Source organism: Streptomyces sp. CA-210063, assembly GCF_024612015.1.
Classification (GTDB): Bacteria; Actinomycetota; Actinomycetes; order Streptomycetales; family Streptomycetaceae; genus Streptomyces.
Genome location: NZ_CP102512.1, coordinates 2717713 through 2734990 on the forward strand (window position 1 = coordinate 2717713; position 17278 = coordinate 2734990).

10 protein-coding genes and 3 pseudogenes are annotated in these 17278 nt (G+C 69.0%); 2 read left to right on the plus strand and 11 right to left on the minus strand.

Annotated elements, in window-relative coordinates:
• Positions 1-445: 445 nt before the first annotated feature.
• From JIX56_RS11615 to JIX56_RS47980, 5 genes and pseudogenes are all read right to left on the minus strand, one after another.
• Positions 446-2131 (minus strand): ribonuclease J, encoded by a 1686-nt coding sequence (locus JIX56_RS11615; RefSeq protein WP_257539899.1) that lies wholly within the window; start codon positions 2129-2131, stop codon positions 446-448.
• 151 nt (positions 2132-2282) lie between these two features.
• Positions 2283-3182 carry a 4-hydroxy-tetrahydrodipicolinate synthase gene (gene dapA / locus JIX56_RS11620; RefSeq protein ID WP_257539901.1) on the minus strand — a complete coding sequence of 300 codons (900 nt, stop codon included), beginning with the start codon at positions 3180-3182 and terminating at the stop codon, positions 2283-2285.
• A gap of 211 nt (positions 3183-3393) precedes the next feature.
• Positions 3394-3843: pseudogene (thyX, locus tag JIX56_RS11625) on the minus strand (FAD-dependent thymidylate synthase); the annotation flags it as partial.
• Positions 3844-3846: 3 nt separating this feature from the next.
• Positions 3847-4773: pseudogene (locus tag JIX56_RS11630) on the minus strand (HNH endonuclease); the annotation flags it as partial.
• Positions 4753-5043, minus strand: a pseudogene (locus JIX56_RS47980) (FAD-dependent thymidylate synthase); the annotation flags it as partial. The pseudogenes JIX56_RS11630 and JIX56_RS47980, both read right to left, overlap by 21 nt.
• Positions 5044-5232: 189 nt before the next feature.
• Here JIX56_RS47980 and JIX56_RS11635 point away from each other — a divergent pair.
• Positions 5233-5790, plus strand: coding sequence for a hypothetical protein (locus tag JIX56_RS11635; protein WP_257539903.1), 558 nt, complete (start codon positions 5233-5235; stop codon positions 5788-5790).
• Between the two features lie 70 nt (positions 5791-5860).
• Here JIX56_RS11635 and JIX56_RS11640 read toward each other — a convergent pair whose 3' ends face one another.
• The 6 genes from JIX56_RS11640 to eccD all read right to left on the minus strand — a co-directional run bounded on the left by JIX56_RS11640 (position 5861) and on the right by eccD (position 13098).
• On the minus strand, positions 5861-6316 hold the full coding sequence (locus JIX56_RS11640) for a hypothetical protein (RefSeq protein ID WP_257539905.1): 456 nt from the start codon (positions 6314-6316) through the stop codon (positions 5861-5863).
• Positions 6317-6331: 15 nt separating this feature from the next.
• Entirely contained in the window at positions 6332-7084 is a 753-nt protein-coding gene (dapB, locus tag JIX56_RS11645) for a 4-hydroxy-tetrahydrodipicolinate reductase (protein WP_257539907.1), read from the minus strand.
• A gap of 23 nt (positions 7085-7107) precedes the next feature.
• Entirely contained in the window at positions 7108-8487 is a 1380-nt protein-coding gene (locus JIX56_RS11650; protein ID WP_257539909.1) for a M16 family metallopeptidase, read from the minus strand.
• Positions 8484-10700: a polyribonucleotide nucleotidyltransferase gene (locus JIX56_RS11655; RefSeq protein WP_257539911.1), complete on the minus strand. Its 2217-nt coding sequence runs from the start codon at positions 10698-10700 to the stop codon at positions 8484-8486. Before JIX56_RS11655 ends, JIX56_RS11650 begins: the two co-directional genes overlap by 4 nt.
• Before the next feature lie 465 nt (positions 10701-11165).
• On the minus strand, positions 11166-11453 hold the full coding sequence (gene rpsO / locus JIX56_RS11660) for a 30S ribosomal protein S15 (RefSeq protein ID WP_030041128.1): 288 nt from the start codon (positions 11451-11453) through the stop codon (positions 11166-11168).
• Between the two features lie 175 nt (positions 11454-11628).
• A complete protein-coding gene (gene eccD / locus JIX56_RS11665; protein ID WP_257539913.1) occupies positions 11629-13098 on the minus strand; it encodes a type VII secretion integral membrane protein EccD in 1470 nt (489 codons plus the stop codon).
• Between the two features lie 162 nt (positions 13099-13260).
• Here eccD and eccCa point away from each other — a divergent pair, with 162 nt between their 5' ends.
• A complete protein-coding gene (gene eccCa, locus JIX56_RS11670) occupies positions 13261-17220 on the plus strand; it encodes a type VII secretion protein EccCa (RefSeq protein ID WP_257539915.1) in 3960 nt (1319 codons plus the stop codon).
• Positions 17221-17278: the final 58 nt, after the last annotated feature.

Sequence of the window (17278 nt, forward strand, 5' to 3'; positions counted from 1 at the left end):
AGCCCGGCCGTTCACAGCGTCCTCGCTGTGTTTTTTCAAAGGAACCTCGCCCCAACCACATGGCCGGGAACGGGGTATCAACATATCTGGCGTTGATTTTTGGCACGCTGTTGAGTTCTCAAGGAACGGACGCTTCCTTTGTACTCACCCGAGCAACTTCTCGAGCTTTCCTCCGGGCGCTTCCCTTCGGTCTTGCGTTTCCGACTCTATCAGATCGTTTTCCGATCCGATTTCCTCGGTGCTTTCCAGGTTTCCGCTTCCGCGTTTCCCTTTCCGGCGCTTCCGACTTTATCAGAGGTTCTGAGTCGGAATTTCCGCCCGGTCCGGGTGGCTCCTGACGCACAGTTGCGTCGGGTTCCCCCCTGGGCGGAGCCGTAAACGTACTGGAGCGGGGCGCCCCGATGCAAATCGAGGAGCCCCGCTCCAGGCGGGCGCTGACGGAGGGTCAGACCTCAACCACCACAGGCAGGATCATCGGCCTGCGCCGGTAGGTGTCGGAGACCCACTTGCCCAGGGTGCGGCGGATGAGCTGTTGCATCTGGTGGGGCTCTACGACCCCGTCCTGTGCCGAACGCTCCAGGACTTCGGTGATCCGCGGGAGGACCACGGTGAAGGCGGAGTCGTCGATACCCGAGCCGCGGGCCTGGATGTGCGGGCCGCCGGTGATCTTGCCGGTGGAGGCGTCCATGACGACGAAGACCGAGATGATGCCCTCGTCGCCCAGGATCTTCCGGTCCTTGAGGGCTGGCTCGCCGACATCGCCGACCGAGAGGCCGTCGACGTACACGTAACCGGCCTGGACCTTGCCGGAGATCTTGGCCTTGCCCTCGATGAGGTCGACCACGACACCGTCCTCGGCGATGACGATGCGGTCGTGCGGTACGCCCGTCAGGGCGCCCAGCTCGGCGTTGGCGCGTAGGTGGCGCCATTCGCCGTGCACCGGCATCAGGTTCTTCGGACGGCAGATGTTGTAGAAGTACAGCAGCTCGCCGGCCGAGGCGTGTCCGGAGACATGGACCTTGGCGTTGCCCTTGTGGATGACGTTGGCGCCCCAGCGGGTCAGACCGTTGATGACGCGGTAGACCGCGTTCTCGTTGCCGGGGATCAGGGACGAGGCCAGGATCACCGTGTCGCCCTGGACGATGCGGATCTGGTGGTCCCGGTTGGCCATGCGGGACAGGGCCGCCATCGGCTCGCCCTGCGATCCGGTGCACACGAGGACGATCTCGTGGTCCGGCAGGTCGTCGAGCGTCTTGACGTCGACCACCAGGCCCGGCGGGACCTTCAGATAGCCCAGGTCACGGGCGATGCCCATGTTCCGGACCATCGACCGGCCGACGAAGGCGACCCGGCGGCCGTACTCGTGGGCCGCGTCGAGGATCTGCTGGATGCGGTGGATGTGGCTGGCGAAGCTGGCCACGATGATCCGCTTCCGGGCACCCGCGAAGACCTGACGCAGGACGTTGGAGATGTCACGCTCGGGCGGGACGAACCCTGGAACCTCGGCGTTCGTGGAGTCGGAGAGAAGGAGGTCGATCCCCTCTTCGCTCAACCGTGCGAACGCGTGCAGATCCGTCAGGCGGTTGTCCAGCGGGAGCTGGTCCATCTTGAAGTCGCCCGTGTGGACCACCATGCCCGCGGGGGTGCGGATGGCCACGGCGAGGGCGTCGGGGATGGAGTGGTTGACCGCGACGAACTCGCAGTCGAAGGGGCCGATGCGTTCGCGGTTCCCCTCGGTCACCTCAAGGGTGTACGGGCGGATGCGGTGCTCCTGGAGCTTCGCCTCGATGAGGGCGAGGGTGAGCTTGGAGCCGATCAGCGGGATGTCGGGCTTCTCGCGCAGCAGATACGGGACCGCGCCGATGTGGTCCTCGTGGCCGTGCGTGAGGACGATGCCCTCGATGTCGTCGAGGCGTTCCCTGACGGACGAGAAGTCCGGCAGGATCAGGTCGATTCCGGGCTGCTCCTCCTCGGGGAAGAGCACCCCGCAGTCGACGATCAGCAGACGGCCGCCGTACTCGAAGACGGTCATGTTCCGGCCGATCTCACCTAGGCCGCCCAGTGGGGTGACCCGTAGGCCACCTTCGGGAAGCGGCGGCGGCGGGCCGAGTTCAGGATGCGGATGACTCAAAAGACTCTCCTCACCACGCGCGCCACGTACCTCTGTGGCACGTGGCGCGCATGACGTTCGTGCAAAAGCAGTTGTGGATGTGGACGCAGGCGCTTTCGTCCTGCCTTATTCAGTTGTGAAGTCTGGTTGTCGCGTTGCGCGAAGTCCGGTGTTAGAGCTGTACCCCGCCCGCACCAAGATCGATCTTGAGCTGGGCCGTCTCCTCGGGCGAAAGCTCCACCATGGGGGCGCGCAGCGGTCCGGCGGGCAGGCCCTGGAGGGCGAGCGCCGCCTTGGTGGTCATCACGCCCTGGGTGCGGAACATGCCGGTGAAGACCGGGAGCAGCTTCTGGTGGATCTCGGTGGCCTTCTGGACGTCGCCGGAGACGTACGCCTCGACGAGAGCGCGCAGCTCGGGGGTGACGACATGGCCGACGACCGAGACGAAGCCGACCGCGCCCACGGAGAGCAGCGGCAGGTTCAGCATGTCGTCGCCGGAGTACCAGGCGAGGCCCGAACGGGCGATGGCCCAGCTGGCGCGGCCGAGGTCGCCCTTGGCGTCCTTGTTGGCGACGATGCGCGGGTGCTCGGCGAGCCGGACGATCGTCTCGGTGTCGATCGGGACGCCGCTGCGGCCGGGGATGTCGTAGAGCATGACCGGCAGCTCGGCGGCGTCGGCGATCGCCTTGAAGTGGCGGTACAGGCCCTCCTGCGGGGGCTTGTTGTAGTACGGCGTGACGACGAGGAGACCGTGGGCGCCGACCTTCTCGGCGGCGCGGGCGAGCTCGGTGCTGTGGTGGGTGTCGTTCGTGCCGACGCCGGCGATGATGTGCGCGCGGTCGCCGACGGCCTCGAGGACGGCTCGTACCAGGTCCGATTTCTCCGCGTCACTGGTGGTGGGGGACTCGCCGGTGGTGCCGTTGATGACCAGGCCGTCGTTGCCTGCGTCCACCAGGTGGGTGGCGAGCCGCTGCGCGCCGTCGAGGTCGAGTGCGCCGTCCGCCGTGAAGGGCGTGACCATGGCGGTGAGGACCCGCCCGAAGGGGGTCTGCGGAGTCGAGGTCGGAGCCATGGGTAACACGCTACTCGCTGCTCAGGGCACGGTCTGCCCTCGGGGGGCGGGAAAAGTCAGGACAAATGCGGAGCCCGGCACTGCCTGCTCGGGGGTTCAAGCAGTGCCGGGTCCGTTTGATCAGGCTAGATGAACTTCTCGAAAGGCCGCAATACGGACACTTCGCTCGGCTGACCCGTACATCTGTGCCTGGCCGGATGTCGGCGGCCCGCTAGGGCGCGACCCGGCCGTTCGCATTGAACGCGGCGTGCGTGAGCGGCATGAGCCGCGCCCACTCCGCCTCCATCTTCTCGCCGACCATCTCGATCTCCCGCTGCGGGAAGGACGGGACCTTGGCGAGCTCGTGCTGGGTGCGCAGGCCGAGGAAGTGCATCAGCGAGCGGGCGTTGCAGGTGGCGTACATCGAGGAGAAGAGGCCGACCGGGAGGACCGCACGGGCGACCTCGCGGGCGACACCGGCGGCGAGCATCTCCTGGTACGCCTCGTACGCGTGGACGTACGAGTCCTCCATGACACGGCCGACCAGCTCCTGCTGGGCCTGGGTGCCCTCGACGAAGACGTACTTGCCGGGACGGCCCTCCTGGACGAGCTTGCGGGCCTCGTCGGGGACGTAGAAGTGGGGCTGGAGTTCCCGGTAGCGACCCGACTCCTCGTTGTACGAGTTGTGTACGACGATCCCGTTGGCAAGGAAGTTGTGCCAGGGCCCCTCCACCGAGAGGTCGTACGTCATCTCCTCGCCGTCCTGCTCGATGGCGACGATCCGGTCGGGAACGGCATTGGCGATCTCGCCGCCGCGCTGGGCCAGGGCCTGCTCGCCGGCGCTCTTGATCGCATGGCAGGACGCGCACGCGGGTGCGAGGTTCTTCTCGTCGAGGGCCCGGGTGAGGTCACCCGCCACCGGAACCACGTGGTCCAGGGCGAGTTCGGCGCGGGGGAAGTCCTGGCCACAGAGGTGGCAGGTGTCGAGCTCCTTGATCAGCCGATCGCGCTGCGTGGAGGTCCACACGCCGATGCCTCGCCGCAGGCTCGGCGGGATCAGTGCCTCCGACGGGCGAGGGGCGGTCCCCGCCGCCATGACGGCATCCCCGACGGCCAGTTCCCCGGCCTTGCACCAACCCTCGGGCGTGAACACCGCGTGATCCACCGTGCAGCGGAGGGTCTTCCCGGATTCCGTGGTGATCCTGATGAGTGATTTCACCCCGGACCGGATGACGTCGACGATCCTGGCCCGCTGGGCGAGCAGTGTCTCTTCGTCGTAGCAGCGCACGTGGTCGCGACGCACCGATTCGAGCTTCCGGAGGCGGGTGCCGGGGTGCCGTTCCCGGAACTCCGCCACGGCCGACTCGGCTGCCTCACGGCTCTCGTACAGGCCGAGGTAGTGGTTCTCCTCATCGCGCCGGACCTGGGCCATCCACTTCCCGGCCCGGCTGTGCCAGGTCACGCCACCGGCGGAATGCGGAAGCCGATCCTCGACGCCGAGGTGCCAGAGCTCGTACAGCTCGGCGATGGTGCGTCGACGGAGATTCCCGGCCTCGCTCTCCAGGGTGATCTCGGTGTCACCGGCGATGCACCAGCCGACGCGGTGGCGCATGAACTCGCGGAAGACGAAGATCGGGGCGCTGATGAAGAAGGTCATCGAGTTGTGCTCGAAGGGGCTGCCGTGCCGGTCCCGCATCAGGTAGTTGATCAGGCCCTTGGAGCGCTCGGGATCCTTCTGCAGCTCGTCCAGGGACTGCTCGCCGGCGGTGGAGACGCGGGCGGCCCACAGCACGTCCGAGTCGGCCGCGCTGTGCTTCACCAACTCGACGCTGACATCGCTGCGGAAACTGGGTTTGAGGTCGTCGGCGGGGGTGTCGGTCACGGCTCGGAGGGTCCTTCCCATTGCTGCTCTCGGGCGGCGCCCACTCTACGGCCCGGCACCGACAGGGGGCCGGATAGCCCGAGTTACACCCCTTTGCGCCCCCGTTGGCCCCCCGAGGCTGGTGAGCGGGCATCCGGCTAGGTAGCCTCACCCGGCGAAACCCGTGCGTGGATTGAGTGAGGATCAGCCGTGCCCCTGCCCTTCCTGACCGCCGACCGCGCCTTCGACCAGGCGGTGGACGAAGCGCTGCCGTTCGACGACCGCGACCGCTGGCGGCGCCCCTACCGGCCCGGCCCGTGGCGCGTCGGCGCGGCCGCGCTCCTGCTGCTGCTCGCCTCGTACGTGCTGGTCGCGGCGGTCGTCATCGCCATGGCCGGGACCCTGCAGGCGGGCGCGATCTGCTTCGGCGCCGCGCTGCTGGTCATCGGCTGCGCCCTGCGGCTGCTGCGGGTCGGCATCTGGGTGAGCGCGCGGGGGGTGCGTCAGGTGGGCTTCTTCAGAACGCGTACGGCGTCCTGGGAGCCGAGCGTCTCGGTGCGTACCGTGCAGCAGCCGGTGCGGTGGCTCGGGCTGCCGCGGTCCGTGCAGGGGCAAGCGCTGCTCCTCGTCCGCGCGGACCGTGTGCAGGAGTACGTGACGCCGCTGATGACCACGCACAACGCCGACTTCCTGGCGCGTACGGAGGCCTTCGACCGGGCGGCGGACACGATCGAGGCGTGGGCGGCGGAGTACGGCCGCGCCGCGTAGTCGAACATACGGGTGAGGGGCCGGTCCGCGATACGGATCGGCCCCTCACCCGTATGCGGGAAAGAAGAGATCAGGCGGTCTGCGCCGGCTTGCCTTCGTGGAGGGCGATCGCGCGCTGCATGGCCTTGCGGGCCCGTGGGGTGTCGCGGGCGTCGTGGTAGGCGATGGCCAGGCGGAACCAGCTGCGCCAGTCGTCGGGAGCATCCTCGGTCTCCGCCTTGCGCCGCGCGAAGACCTCGTCGGCCGAGTCGCGGTCGATGCGGCCGCCCGGGGTGCGCTTCAACTCGTCGACGGGGAGGCCTCCTTCGGCGTCGAGTTCGGCGGCGAGCTGGTTGGCCTTGCGGACGAACTGGGTGTTCTTCCACAGGAACCAGACGCCGATCGCCGGCAGGACGAGCACGGCGACGCCGAAGGCGATCGTGACCGGTGTGCCGGTCTCTATGAGCAGGAGCCCGCGGCTGCCGACCAGGACGAAGTAGACGACCAGGACGGCTGCCGTGACGGCGTAGGTGAGCTTCACGCGCATGACGTTTCCGGCCGATCAGCCCAGGTCGAGGAAGTGTTCGAGGCCGAAGGTGAGGCCTGGGGCCGTCACCACACGGCGGGCGCCGAGCAGGATGCCCGGCATGAAGCTGCTGTGGTGGAGGGAGTCGTGGCGGACGGTCAAGGTCTCGCCCTCGCCGCCGAGCAGGACCTCCTGGTGGGCGAGGAGGCCGCGCAGGCGTACGGCGTGGACGGGCACGCCGTCGACGTCGGCGCCCCGCGCGCCGTCCAGGGCCGTGACCGTGGCGTCCGGCGCCGGGGCGGTACCGGCCGCGCGGCGGGCCTCGGCGATGAGCTGGGCGGTGCGGGTGGCGGTGCCGCTGGGCGCGTCGACCTTGTTCGGGTGGTGCAGCTCGACGACCTCGACGGACTCGAAGTAGGGTGCCGCGATCTGCGCGAACTTCATGGTCAGGACGGCCCCGATGGAGAAGTTGGGCGCGATCAGCACACCGGTCTCCGGGGACCCGTCCAGCCAGCCCTTGAGCTGCGCGAGGCGTTCGTCGGTCCAGCCCGTGGTGCCGACGACCGCGTGGATGCCGTGGCGGACACAGAAGTCGAGGTTGCCCATGACCGAGGCGGGGGTGGTCAGTTCGACGGCGACCTGGGCGCCGGTCTCCGCCAGCGTCTCCAGCTTGTCGCCCCGGCCCAGGGCGGCGACCAGTTCCATGTCCTCGGCGGCCTCGACGGCCCGTACGGCCTCGGAGCCGATGCGGCCCTGGGCACCGAGGACCGCCACGCGCAGCTTGCTCATTGCTTGGTTCCTTAACTGGGGTGTTAGGCGACGGCTTCGTGCAGACGGGACGCCTGTTTGTCCTTGAGCGGGCCGATCACCGACAAGGAGGGGCGCCGGCCCAGGACCTCGCGGGCCACGGCGCGGATCTCGTCCGGGGTCACCATGGCTATCCGGGTCAGCATCTCGTCGACGGACATCTGCTCGCCCCAGCACAGCTCGCTCTTGCCGATGCGGTTCATGATCGCGCCGGTGTCCTCCAGGCCGAGGACCGTGGAGCCGCGGAGCTGGCCGATGGCGCGCTCGATCTCGTCGTCCGGCAGCCCGTGCTCGGCGACCTGGTCGAGTTCGTCACGGCAGATCTTCAGCACGTCGTGCACCTGGGACGGGCGGCAGCCTGCGTAGACGCCGAAGAGACCGCAGTCGGCGAAGCCGGACGTGTACGAGTACACGCTGTACGCCAGGCCCCGCTTCTCCCGGACCTCCTGGAAGAGGCGGGAGGACATGCCGCCGCCGAGCGCGGTGTTGAGGACGCCGAGGGCCCAGCGGCGCTCGTCGGTGCGGGCGAGGCCGGGCATGCCGAGGACGATATGCGCCTGCTCGGTCTTGCGTCCGACGAGCTCGACGCGGCCGGCCGTACGGAGGCTGCGACGGCCCTCGCGCGGGGCGATCGGGGTGGCGTCGGCGCGGGTGAGGGCGTCCGCCTTCTCGAAGGCCGCGCGGACCAGTCGTACGACCTTGTTGTGGTCGATGTTGCCGGCGCAGGCGACCACGAGGTGGGTCGGGTCGTAGTGCTTCTTGTAGAAGCGGCGGATGCGGTCGGCGGTGAGGGCGTTGACCGTGTCGACCGTGCCGAGGACCGGGCGGCCGAGGGGGGTGTCGCCGAACATGGTGTGCGCGAACAGGTCGTGCACACAGTCGCCCGGGTCGTCCTCGGTCATCGCGATCTCTTCGAGGATGGCGCCGCGCTCGACGTCCACGTCCTCCTCGCGGATGAGCGAGTCGGTGAGCATGTCGCAGACCGTGTCGATGGCGAGCGGCAGGTCGGCGTCGAGCACGCGTGCGTAGTAGCACGTGTACTCCTTCGCCGTGAACGCGTTCATCTCGCCGCCGACCGCGTCGATCGCGGAGGAGATGTCCAGCGCGCTACGGCGTGAGGTGCCCTTGAAGAGCAGGTGCTCCAGGTAGTGGGTGGCGCCGTTCAGCGTGGGTGTCTCGTCGCGGGAGCCGACGTGCGCCCAGATGCCGAAGGTGGCGGAGCGCACGGACGGCAGGGTCTCGGTGACGATACGCAGTCCACCCGGGAGGGTGGTCTTGCGGACCGTACCGATGCCGTTCATGCCCTTGATCAGGGTTTGGGTACGGGCGACGGCCCGCGCCTCCGAAGAGGTGCGGGCCGTCGCCTTGGAGCTACGCGACGTCACTTGTCGGCGTCGTCCTTCTTCTCGTCGTCAGTCTCGCCCTCGATCACGGGGATGAGGGAGAGCTTGCCGCGGGAGTCGATCTCGGCGATCTCGACCTGGACCTTGGCGCCCACACCGAGCACGTCCTCGACGTTCTCCACGCGCTTGCCGCCGGCCAGCTTGCGGATCTGCGAGATGTGCAGCAGACCGTCCTTGCCGGGAAGCAGGGAGACGAACGCACCGAAGGTGGTGGTCTTCACGACCGTGCCCAGGTAGCGCTCGCCGACCTCCGGCATCGTCGGGTTGGCGATGCCGTTGATCGTCGTACGGGCGGCCTCGGCGGACGGGCCGTCGACGGCACCGATGTAGATGGTGCCGTCGTCCTCGATGGTGATGTCCGCGCCGGTGTCCTCCTGGATCTGGTTGATCATCTTGCCCTTGGGGCCGATGACCTCGCCGATCTTGTCCACGGGGATCTTGACGGTGATGATCCGCGGGGCGTTGGGGGACATCTCGTCCGGCGTGTCGATCGCTTCCATCATCACGTCGAGGATGTGGAGGCGGGCGTCACGGGCCTGCTTCAGCGCGGCGGCCAGGACGGAGGCCGGGATGCCGTCCAGCTTGGTGTCGAGCTGGAGGGCGGTCACGAACTCCTTGGTGCCGGCGACCTTGAAGTCCATGTCGCCGAAGGCGTCCTCCGCACCGAGGATGTCGGTGAGGGTGACGTAGTGCGTCTCGCCGTCGATCTCCTGGGAGATCAGACCCATGGCGATACCGGCGACCGGGGCCTTCAGCGGCACACCGGCGTTCAGCAGCGACATGGTGGAGGCGCAGACCGAGCCCATGGACGTCGAGCCGTTCGAGCTGAGCGCCTCGGAGACCTGGCGGATCGCGTAGGGGAACTCCTCGCGCGTCGGCAGGACCGGCACGAGGGCGCGCTCGGCGAGGGCGCCGTGGCCGATCTCGCGGCGCTTCGGGGAGCCGACGCGGCCGGTCTCACCGGTGGAGTACGGCGGGAAGTTGTAGTTGTGCATGTAGCGCTTGCGCGTCACCGGCGACAGCGTGTCCAGCTGCTGCTCCATGCGGAGCATGTTGAGGGTGGTGACACCCAGGATCTGGGTCTCGCCACGCTCGAACACGGCGGAACCGTGCACGCGCGGGATGGCCTCGACCTCGGCGGCGAGCGTACGGATGTCCGTCACGCCGCGGCCGTCGATGCGCTTCTTCTCCTTGATCACGCGCTCGCGGACCAGCTGCTTGGTGAGCGAGCGGTACGCGGCGGAGATCTCCTTCTCGCGGCCTTCGAACTGTGGGATCAGCTTCTCGGCGGCGAGCGCCTTGACGCGGTCCAGCTCCGTCTCGCGCTCCTGCTTGCCGGCGATGGTGAGCGCCTGGGCGAGCTCGTCCTTGACGGCGGCCGCGAGGGCCTCCAGGACGTCGTCCTGGTAGTCGAGGAAGATCGGGAACTCGGCGGTCGGCTTGGCGGCCTTCGACGCGAGGTCGGCCTGGGCCTTGCACAGGACCTTGATGAAGGGCTTCGCGGCGTCCAGACCGGCGGCGACGACCTCCTCGGTCGGCGCCTCGGCGCCGCCCTTGACCAGCTGGATGGTCTTCTCGGTGGCCTCGGCCTCGACCATCATGATCGCGACGTCGCCGTCCTCGAGCGTGCGGCCCGCGACGACCATGTCGAAGACGGCGTCCTCGAGCTCGGTGTGCGTCGGGAAGGCCACCCACTGGCCGTTGATCAGCGCGACGCGGACGCCGCCGATCGGGCCGGAGAAGGGCAGACCGGCCAGCTGCGTGGACGCGGAGGCGGCGTTGATCGCCACGACGTCGTACAGGTGGTCGGGGTTGAGCGCCATGATCGTGGCGACGACCTGGATCTCGTTGCGCAGGCCCTTCTTGAAGGACGGGCGCAGCGGGCGGTCGATCAGGCGGCAGGTGAGGATGGCGTCCTCGGAGGGACGGCCCTCACGGCGGAAGAAGCTGCCGGGGATCTTGCCGGCGGCGTACATCCGCTCCTCGACGTCCACCGTGAGGGGGAAGAAGTCGAGCTGGTCCTTGGGGTTCTTGGAGGCGGTGGTGGCCGACAGCACCATGGTGTCGTCGTCCAGGTACGCCACGGCGGAGCCGGCGGCCTGCTTGGCCAGGCGGCCCGTCTCGAAACGGATGGTGCGGGTGCCGAAGGAGCCGTTGTCGATGACGGCCTCGGCGTAGTGGGTCTCGTTCTCCACTAGCAAATTCTCCGATACTTTTCGTCTTTCGTCCCTGGGCCCGCCCGTGTGGCAGGGGGACGGTGGCGGAGAAGCGCGCCGTCTGGTGCGGGCCGGTCTTCGATCGAAGCCCTCGGGGTTCGCAATCCCCCGGGGGCCACTACCGAGGACCGGCGGCGGCGAGGTGCGCTTCTCCTCGTTCGGTGTGCGTGCGGTCGCCCGTGTCCGGGCGCCCTCACACGGTGTCGTACATATTGCGTTGTGCTACCACACTACAAAGGGGTGGTGACACTCCGCACGTTTCCGCACGTACGTCCCGCGTACGGCCGGAGCCGCGCGCCCCCTGCAAGCGGGGCCACGGAGATCCGGCGGGCGCCGCGGAGGTGCGGGCGGCAGGCCGCGGACATGCGTACGACAAGACCGCGGACGTGCGTACAACAAAAGGAGCGGCCCCGATTTCCCGGGAACCGCTCCCCTCACGGCGTCTTACTTGGCGCCCGCCGCACCGCGGCGGATGCCGAGGCGGTCGACCAGCGCACGGAAGCGCTGGATGTCCTTCTTGGCGAGGTACTGCAGCAGACGGCGACGCTGACCGACCAGGATCAGCAGACCACGGCGGGAGTGGTGGTCGTGCTTGTGGGTCTTGAGGTGCTCGGTCAGGTCGGAGATGCGGCGGGAGAGCATCGCGACCTGGACCTCGGGGGAGCCGGTGTCGCCCTCCTTGGTACCGAACTCGCTGATGATCTGCTTCTTCGTAGCGGCGTCGAGCGACACGCGATACTCCTCATGAGTCTCATTGATGCCACCGAGTGCCCCTGGTCTTCGTCTCAGGGGGGCTTCTGTGACTCGGGTGACGGGGGCCGGTGGGGGCTGCCTCCGGGATGGGGGTGCGCACACAAACGGCCGTCAGCCAGGGTACCAGGCTGGGGGGTGCCCCCCAGCCGCTCCCTCAGCCGGTGAGTGACCGGACCGTCGTGAGGACCCCCAGCACCGCCAGGCACAGCGGAATCAGCGTGAGCAGCACCAAGCTCTCGGCGATGTCGAGGAAACGGCCCCAGAACGGGGACAGGCCCTTCTGGGGAACGATCAGGCCGATCGCGGCGAGCAGCGCGGCTCCGACCGCGACGGCCGCCGTCAGCCAGATGGTGCGGAGGTCCAGCGCGCCCCGGTCGTCGTGCAACACGAACTCGGTGAGGGCCTCGGTCGGGGGATTGAGTGCGAGGCCGACGAGAAGGAAGGCGATCGCCCCCAGTCCGGCGACGAGGGCGCAGGCGACCTGGGAGGTGTAGCGGAAGAGGCGGGCGCGGATCAGCATGGCCAGGCCCGTCGCGAGGGCCAGCAGTTGGCCCCAGATGTTGTCCGAGAAGCCGAGGACGGCGGCGGAGGCGACGGCCACGGCGGAGGTGCCGCCGACGAGACCCAGGAGCATCTCGTGACCCCGTCGGGCCTGGGCGGCGATGCGTTCGGCGTCCAGGGGGTCGGTGTCCGGGCCCTGCCCGGGATCCAGGTCGAAGTCCTCGTGCGTGGCGGAACGCGGCGCGGCGTAACCGATGGGCAAGCGGGCGAACCGGGCGGACAGGCCCGGCAGAAAGGCGACAAGGCCGATGGCGACCGGGGCGCACACCGAGGCGGCCTCGGTCGCGGAGGCGTCGGCGACGATCGCCACGAAGGTGGCGATGGTGCCCACCGCCGCGAGGAAGGTGGAGGCCACGAAGGGCGCGTCCCCACTGGGGGTGAGCGCGACGAGGGCGACGGAGGCGACCAGGACGGCCACGCAACCCAGCATGAACTGGAGTTTGCCGGGTCCCTGGCCGTCCGCCGGGCCGACGATTCCGGAGCCGGCGAGGAGGAGCAGGGGCAGCGCGGCCAGCCCGAGGGCGACGGTTGCGACGCGGTCGGCGTACACGCGCGCGCGTACCGCCGCGTAGGCGACGAGGAGTACGCCGAGGCCGCCCCCGATAAGGCCGGGCAAGCCATGCATGTCGTGGTGGACCGGGTCGGCGTACCAGAGCACGAAGGCGACGAGCAGCAGGAGCAGGGCGCCGCCGGTCAGCCCGGCGACACGCAGCAGGTCGTCACTCCAAAGGTGGCGGTCGCGGATGACCGCGGAGGCGACCGCGTCGGACACGTCGTCGTGGACGGCCGGCGGCAGCGACTCCGCGAAGGGCCGCAGGCTGAGCACCTCGCCGTCGAGCACCCGTTCGTCGGCGAGCGTGCGGGCGCCTTCGAGAACGGTGCCGTCGCGGCGCACGAGGTGGTAGCCCGTCGGGGTGCCGACCGGCTGGGTCTGGCCCGTCAGGCGCAGGATCTCCGGGTAGACGTCGGCGATGGCGATGTCCACCGGGAGGGCGACGTCGATGCGGCTGTCGGGTGCCACGACGGTGACCCGGCAGAACCCGGTAGCCGCGGTCGTACTCACCTTCACTGACCCCCTGCTTCGCGGATGCGTACGCTGCGGGCGTCACCCTACCGGTAGGGGCCGTCAGTGGTGACAAGTAGGATCCCCCGCACGCGGAGAGCGACCGTCACCACGGGGGTGCCGGTACGAACTGCTCGTCCGCTTAGGGGGATTGATGCTCCGGTGAGCCAGATCGTCATCAAGCGCCCACCACGTTCCCTGCCGTCCGAAGTGCCCTCCGATGAGCTGCATCTGGAGGCTCCTCCGGAGCTGCCGCGGGGGCAGCAGGAGGGCATGCTGATGCAGATCCTGCCGACGCTCGGCATGGGTTCGTCGGTGGTGTTCTACTTCGCGTCCCCGAACGCCCATCCGTTCATGCGGATCATGGGTGTGGTGATGCTCGTGTCGACGGCCGCGATGGTGATCGCACAGATCGTCCGGCACCGCCGCGGTACGCAGGGGCAAATGGCCGATGTGCGTCGGGACTACCTCAAATATCTCGCGCAGACCCGGCGTACGGTCCGCAGGACGGCGTTGAAGCAGCGCGACGCGCAGCTGTATCTGCACCCGTCCCCCGAGCAGTTGTGGTCGGTGGTCGCCGAGGGCAGCCGGGTGTGGGAGCGCCGCGTCGGGGACGCCGATTTCGGGCAGGTACGGATCGGTCTGGGCGTGCAGCAGCTGGCCTCGCCTCTGGTGGCTCCGAATACGGCACCCGTGGACGAGTTGGAGCCGTTGTGCGCCGGTGCCATGCAGCGGTTCCTCGCCGTGCACGGCCAGTTGGACGGGCTGCCGGTCGCGGTGTCGCTGCGCGCCTTCTATCACCTGACGGTGTCCGGTGAGCAGGAGAGCGCGCAGGCCGCGGCGCGTGCCCTGGTGGCCCAGCTCGCCACGTTGCACTCCCCCGACGACCTGATGGTGGCCGTCGTCGCCGCCCCGAACGCGGTGGGCCGCTGGGACTGGACCAAGTGGCTGCCGCACAGCCAGTTGCCCGGCCAGTTCGACGGCTCGGGTACGCGGCGGCTGTTCGGTGACGACCTCGGTGAGCTGGAGCAGCTCCTGTCGGCCCGGCTCGAAGGCCGCCCGCGTTTCAGCCGGAACGGCCAGCCGGTGCTGGACCAGCCGCACCTCGTGATCGTCCTCGACGGTGGAATCGTGCCCCCCACCTCTGTTTTCGCGGCTGCGGAGGGCCTGCAGGGCGTGACGATCATCGAGGTGGTCCCGGGCGAACTCGACCAGCCCCGGGGCGGCCTCTCCATCGTCGTACGACCGGACCGGCTGTGGCTGGACTCAGGTGCCGGAGTCGCCTACGAGGGCACGCCCGACAGGCTGTCGCTGCCCGCCGCCGAGGCACTCGCCCGCCAGCTCGCGCCGCTGCGCATGGGCGGCGGGGACGACGACGAACCACTGCTCGCCAACCTGGACTTCACCGATCTGCTCGGCCTCGGCGACGCCGCCTCCGTGGACGTCACCCGCACGTGGCGGCCCCGGTCGACGCCGGAGCGCCTGCGGGTGCCGATCGGTGTCGGCGAGGACGGCCGGCCCGTCATGCTCGACCTCAAGGAGGCCGCGCAGGACGGCATGGGCCCGCACGGTCTGTGCGTGGGCGCCACCGGTTCCGGCAAGTCGGAGCTGCTGCGCACGCTGGTCCTCGGCCTGGCGGTCACCCACTCCTCCGAGACCCTGAACTTCGTCCTCGCTGACTTCAAGGGCGGCGCCACCTTCGCCGGCATGTCCCAGATGCCGCACGTCGCCGCCGTCATCACCAATCTCTCCGACGACCTGACCCTCGTCGATCGCATGGGTGACGCGATCCGCGGCGAACTCCAGCGCCGCCAGGAGCTACTGCGCTCGGCGGGCAACTACGCGAACATCCACGACTACGAGAAGGCGCGGGCCGCCGGTGCGCCGCTGGAGCCGCTGGCGTCACTCGTCCTCGTGATCGACGAGTTCAGCGAACTCCTCACGGCGAAGCCGGACTTCATCGACATGTTCATCCAGATCGGCCGCATCGGCCGCTCCCTGGGTGTGCACCTGTTGCTCGCCTCACAGCGCCTGGAGGAGGGCCGTCTGCGCGGCCTGGACACCTACCTCTCGTACCGGATCGGTCTGCGTACGTTCTCGGCCGCCGAGTCGCGCGCGGCGCTGGGCGTGCCGGACGCGTACCACCTGCCGTCGGTGCCCGGCTCCGGCTATCTGAAGTTCGGTACGGACGAGATGACCCGCTTCAAGGCGGCGTACGTGTCGGGCACGTACCGCGCGGGCGGCCCCGAGGTCTCCCGGGACCGGATGCCCATCGAGCGCAGGCCCGCGCTGTTCACGGCGACGCCGGTGCCGGTGGTCTACGCGGCTCCGGACCCGGCGCAGGCGCAGGCCCCGTCCAGGCAGGAGGACGACGCACTGGCCGATACCGTGCTCGACGTCATCGTGCAGCGGCTGGAGGGGCAGGGTGTGCCCGCCCACCAGGTGTGGCTGCCGCCGCTGGATCAGGCGCCGACGCTGGATCAGTTGCTGCCGCCGCTGACGACGACCGCCGAACGCGGACTTCAGGCCGCCGAGTACACGCGGCTGGGCGGCCTGACCGTGCCCCTCGGCCTGATCGACAAACCGTTCGAGCAGAAGCGCGAGGTGCTGTACCGGGACTTCTCCGGCGCGGCGGGCCACATGATGGTGGTGGGCGGCCCGCAGTCCGGCAAGTCCACGCTGCTACGCACGCTGGTCGCGTCCTTCGCGCTGACCCACACCCCGCACGAGGTGCAGTTCTACTGCCTGGACTTCGGCGGTGGCGGCCTGTCGTCCCTGTCGGACCTGCCGCATGTGGGCGGTGTCGCTTCCAGGTTGGACCCCGAGCGGGTCCGCCGTACGGTCGCGGAGGTGGCGGGCATCCTCAACCGCCGCGAGCAGTTCTTCCGCGCGAACGGCATCGACTCCATCGGCACGTACCGCAGACGCCGCGCGGCGGGCGATCTGCCGGGCGAGGCCTGGGGGGACGTCTTCCTCCTGATCGACGGCTGGGGCAACTTCAAGGGCGACTACGAGGGCCTCGAAGGCATCGTCCACGACATCGCCGGCCGCGGCCTCGGCTACGGCATCCACGTCATCCTCTCCGCATCGCGCTACATGGAAGTGCGGTCCGCCCTCAAGGACCAGATCCTGGGCCGGTTGGAGCTGCGCCTCGGCGACGTCATGGACTCCGAGTTCGACCGCAAGGTCGCGGCGAACGTGCCGGCGGGCGTGCCGGGCCGTGGCCAGGTCCCGGAGAAGCTGCACTTCATGACGGCGATGCCACGTATCGACTCCTTGGCGGACGCGGACGGCCTCTCGGATGCCACGGTCCAGTTGGTGCAGGCGGTGAAGGGCAACTGGCAGGGCCCGCCAGCCCCGACGGTCCGGCTTCTGCCCCGCAAGCTGCCGGCCGACCAACTGCCCAAGGGCTTCGAGTTCCCGCAGCACGGCATCGCGATCGGCATCGACGAGGCGAACCTCGAACCGGTCTTCATCGACTTCGAGACGGACCCCTTCTTCCTTGTCTTCGGAGAGAGCGAGTCGGGCAAGACGAACCTGCTGCGTCTGCTCGCCAAGCAGATCACGGAGCGCTATACCCCCGCGGAGGCCCGGATCGTCGTCGGCGACTACCGTCGCACGATGCTGGAGACGGTCCCCGAGGAGCATTTGCTGGAGTACGCGCCCATGGCGTCCGCGATGGACGTCCACATGGACGCCATCCGCCAGTTCATGGAGATGCGCGCGCCGAAGCCCGACATCACCCCGCAGCAGCTGCGTGACCGCAGCTGGTGGAACGGCCCCCAGCTGTTCGTCATCGTCGACGACTACGAGCTGGTCGCCACGAACTCCGGGAACCCGCTGTCGGCCCTCGTCGAGCATCTGCCGTTCGCCCGTGACGTGGGCGTCAAGTTCATCATCGCCCGCAACGCCGCGGGGGCCTCGCGCTCCATGTACGAGTCGTTCATGCAGCGGGTGAAGGAGCTCGGCGCGCAGGGTGTGGTCCTGTCCGGCGACCCGATGGAGGGCGACATCCTCGGCAACGTCCGAGCCCGTCCCATGCCACCCGGGCGTGGCACGTTCGTGTCACGGAAGCGCGGTACCCCTCTTATCCAGGTGGGCTTGCTTCCGCAACGCCATTAGAGTGATGAACATTGATGAATCAAGCCTTGACTGACACAGGCGAACGGGGAGAACGGGG

What these genes read in the sequence shown, in the direction of transcription:
- dapA (WP_257539901.1), bottom strand. Translation starts at nt 3,182, where the DNA reads ATGGCTCCGACCTCGACTCCGCAGACCCCCTTCGGGCGGGTCCTCACC.
- JIX56_RS11640 (WP_257539905.1), bottom strand. Translation starts at nt 6,316, where the DNA reads ATGCGCGTGAAGCTCACCTACGCCGTCACGGCAGCCGTCCTGGTCGTC.
- dapB (WP_257539907.1), bottom strand. Translation starts at nt 7,084, where the DNA reads ATGAGCAAGCTGCGCGTGGCGGTCCTCGGTGCCCAGGGCCGCATCGGC.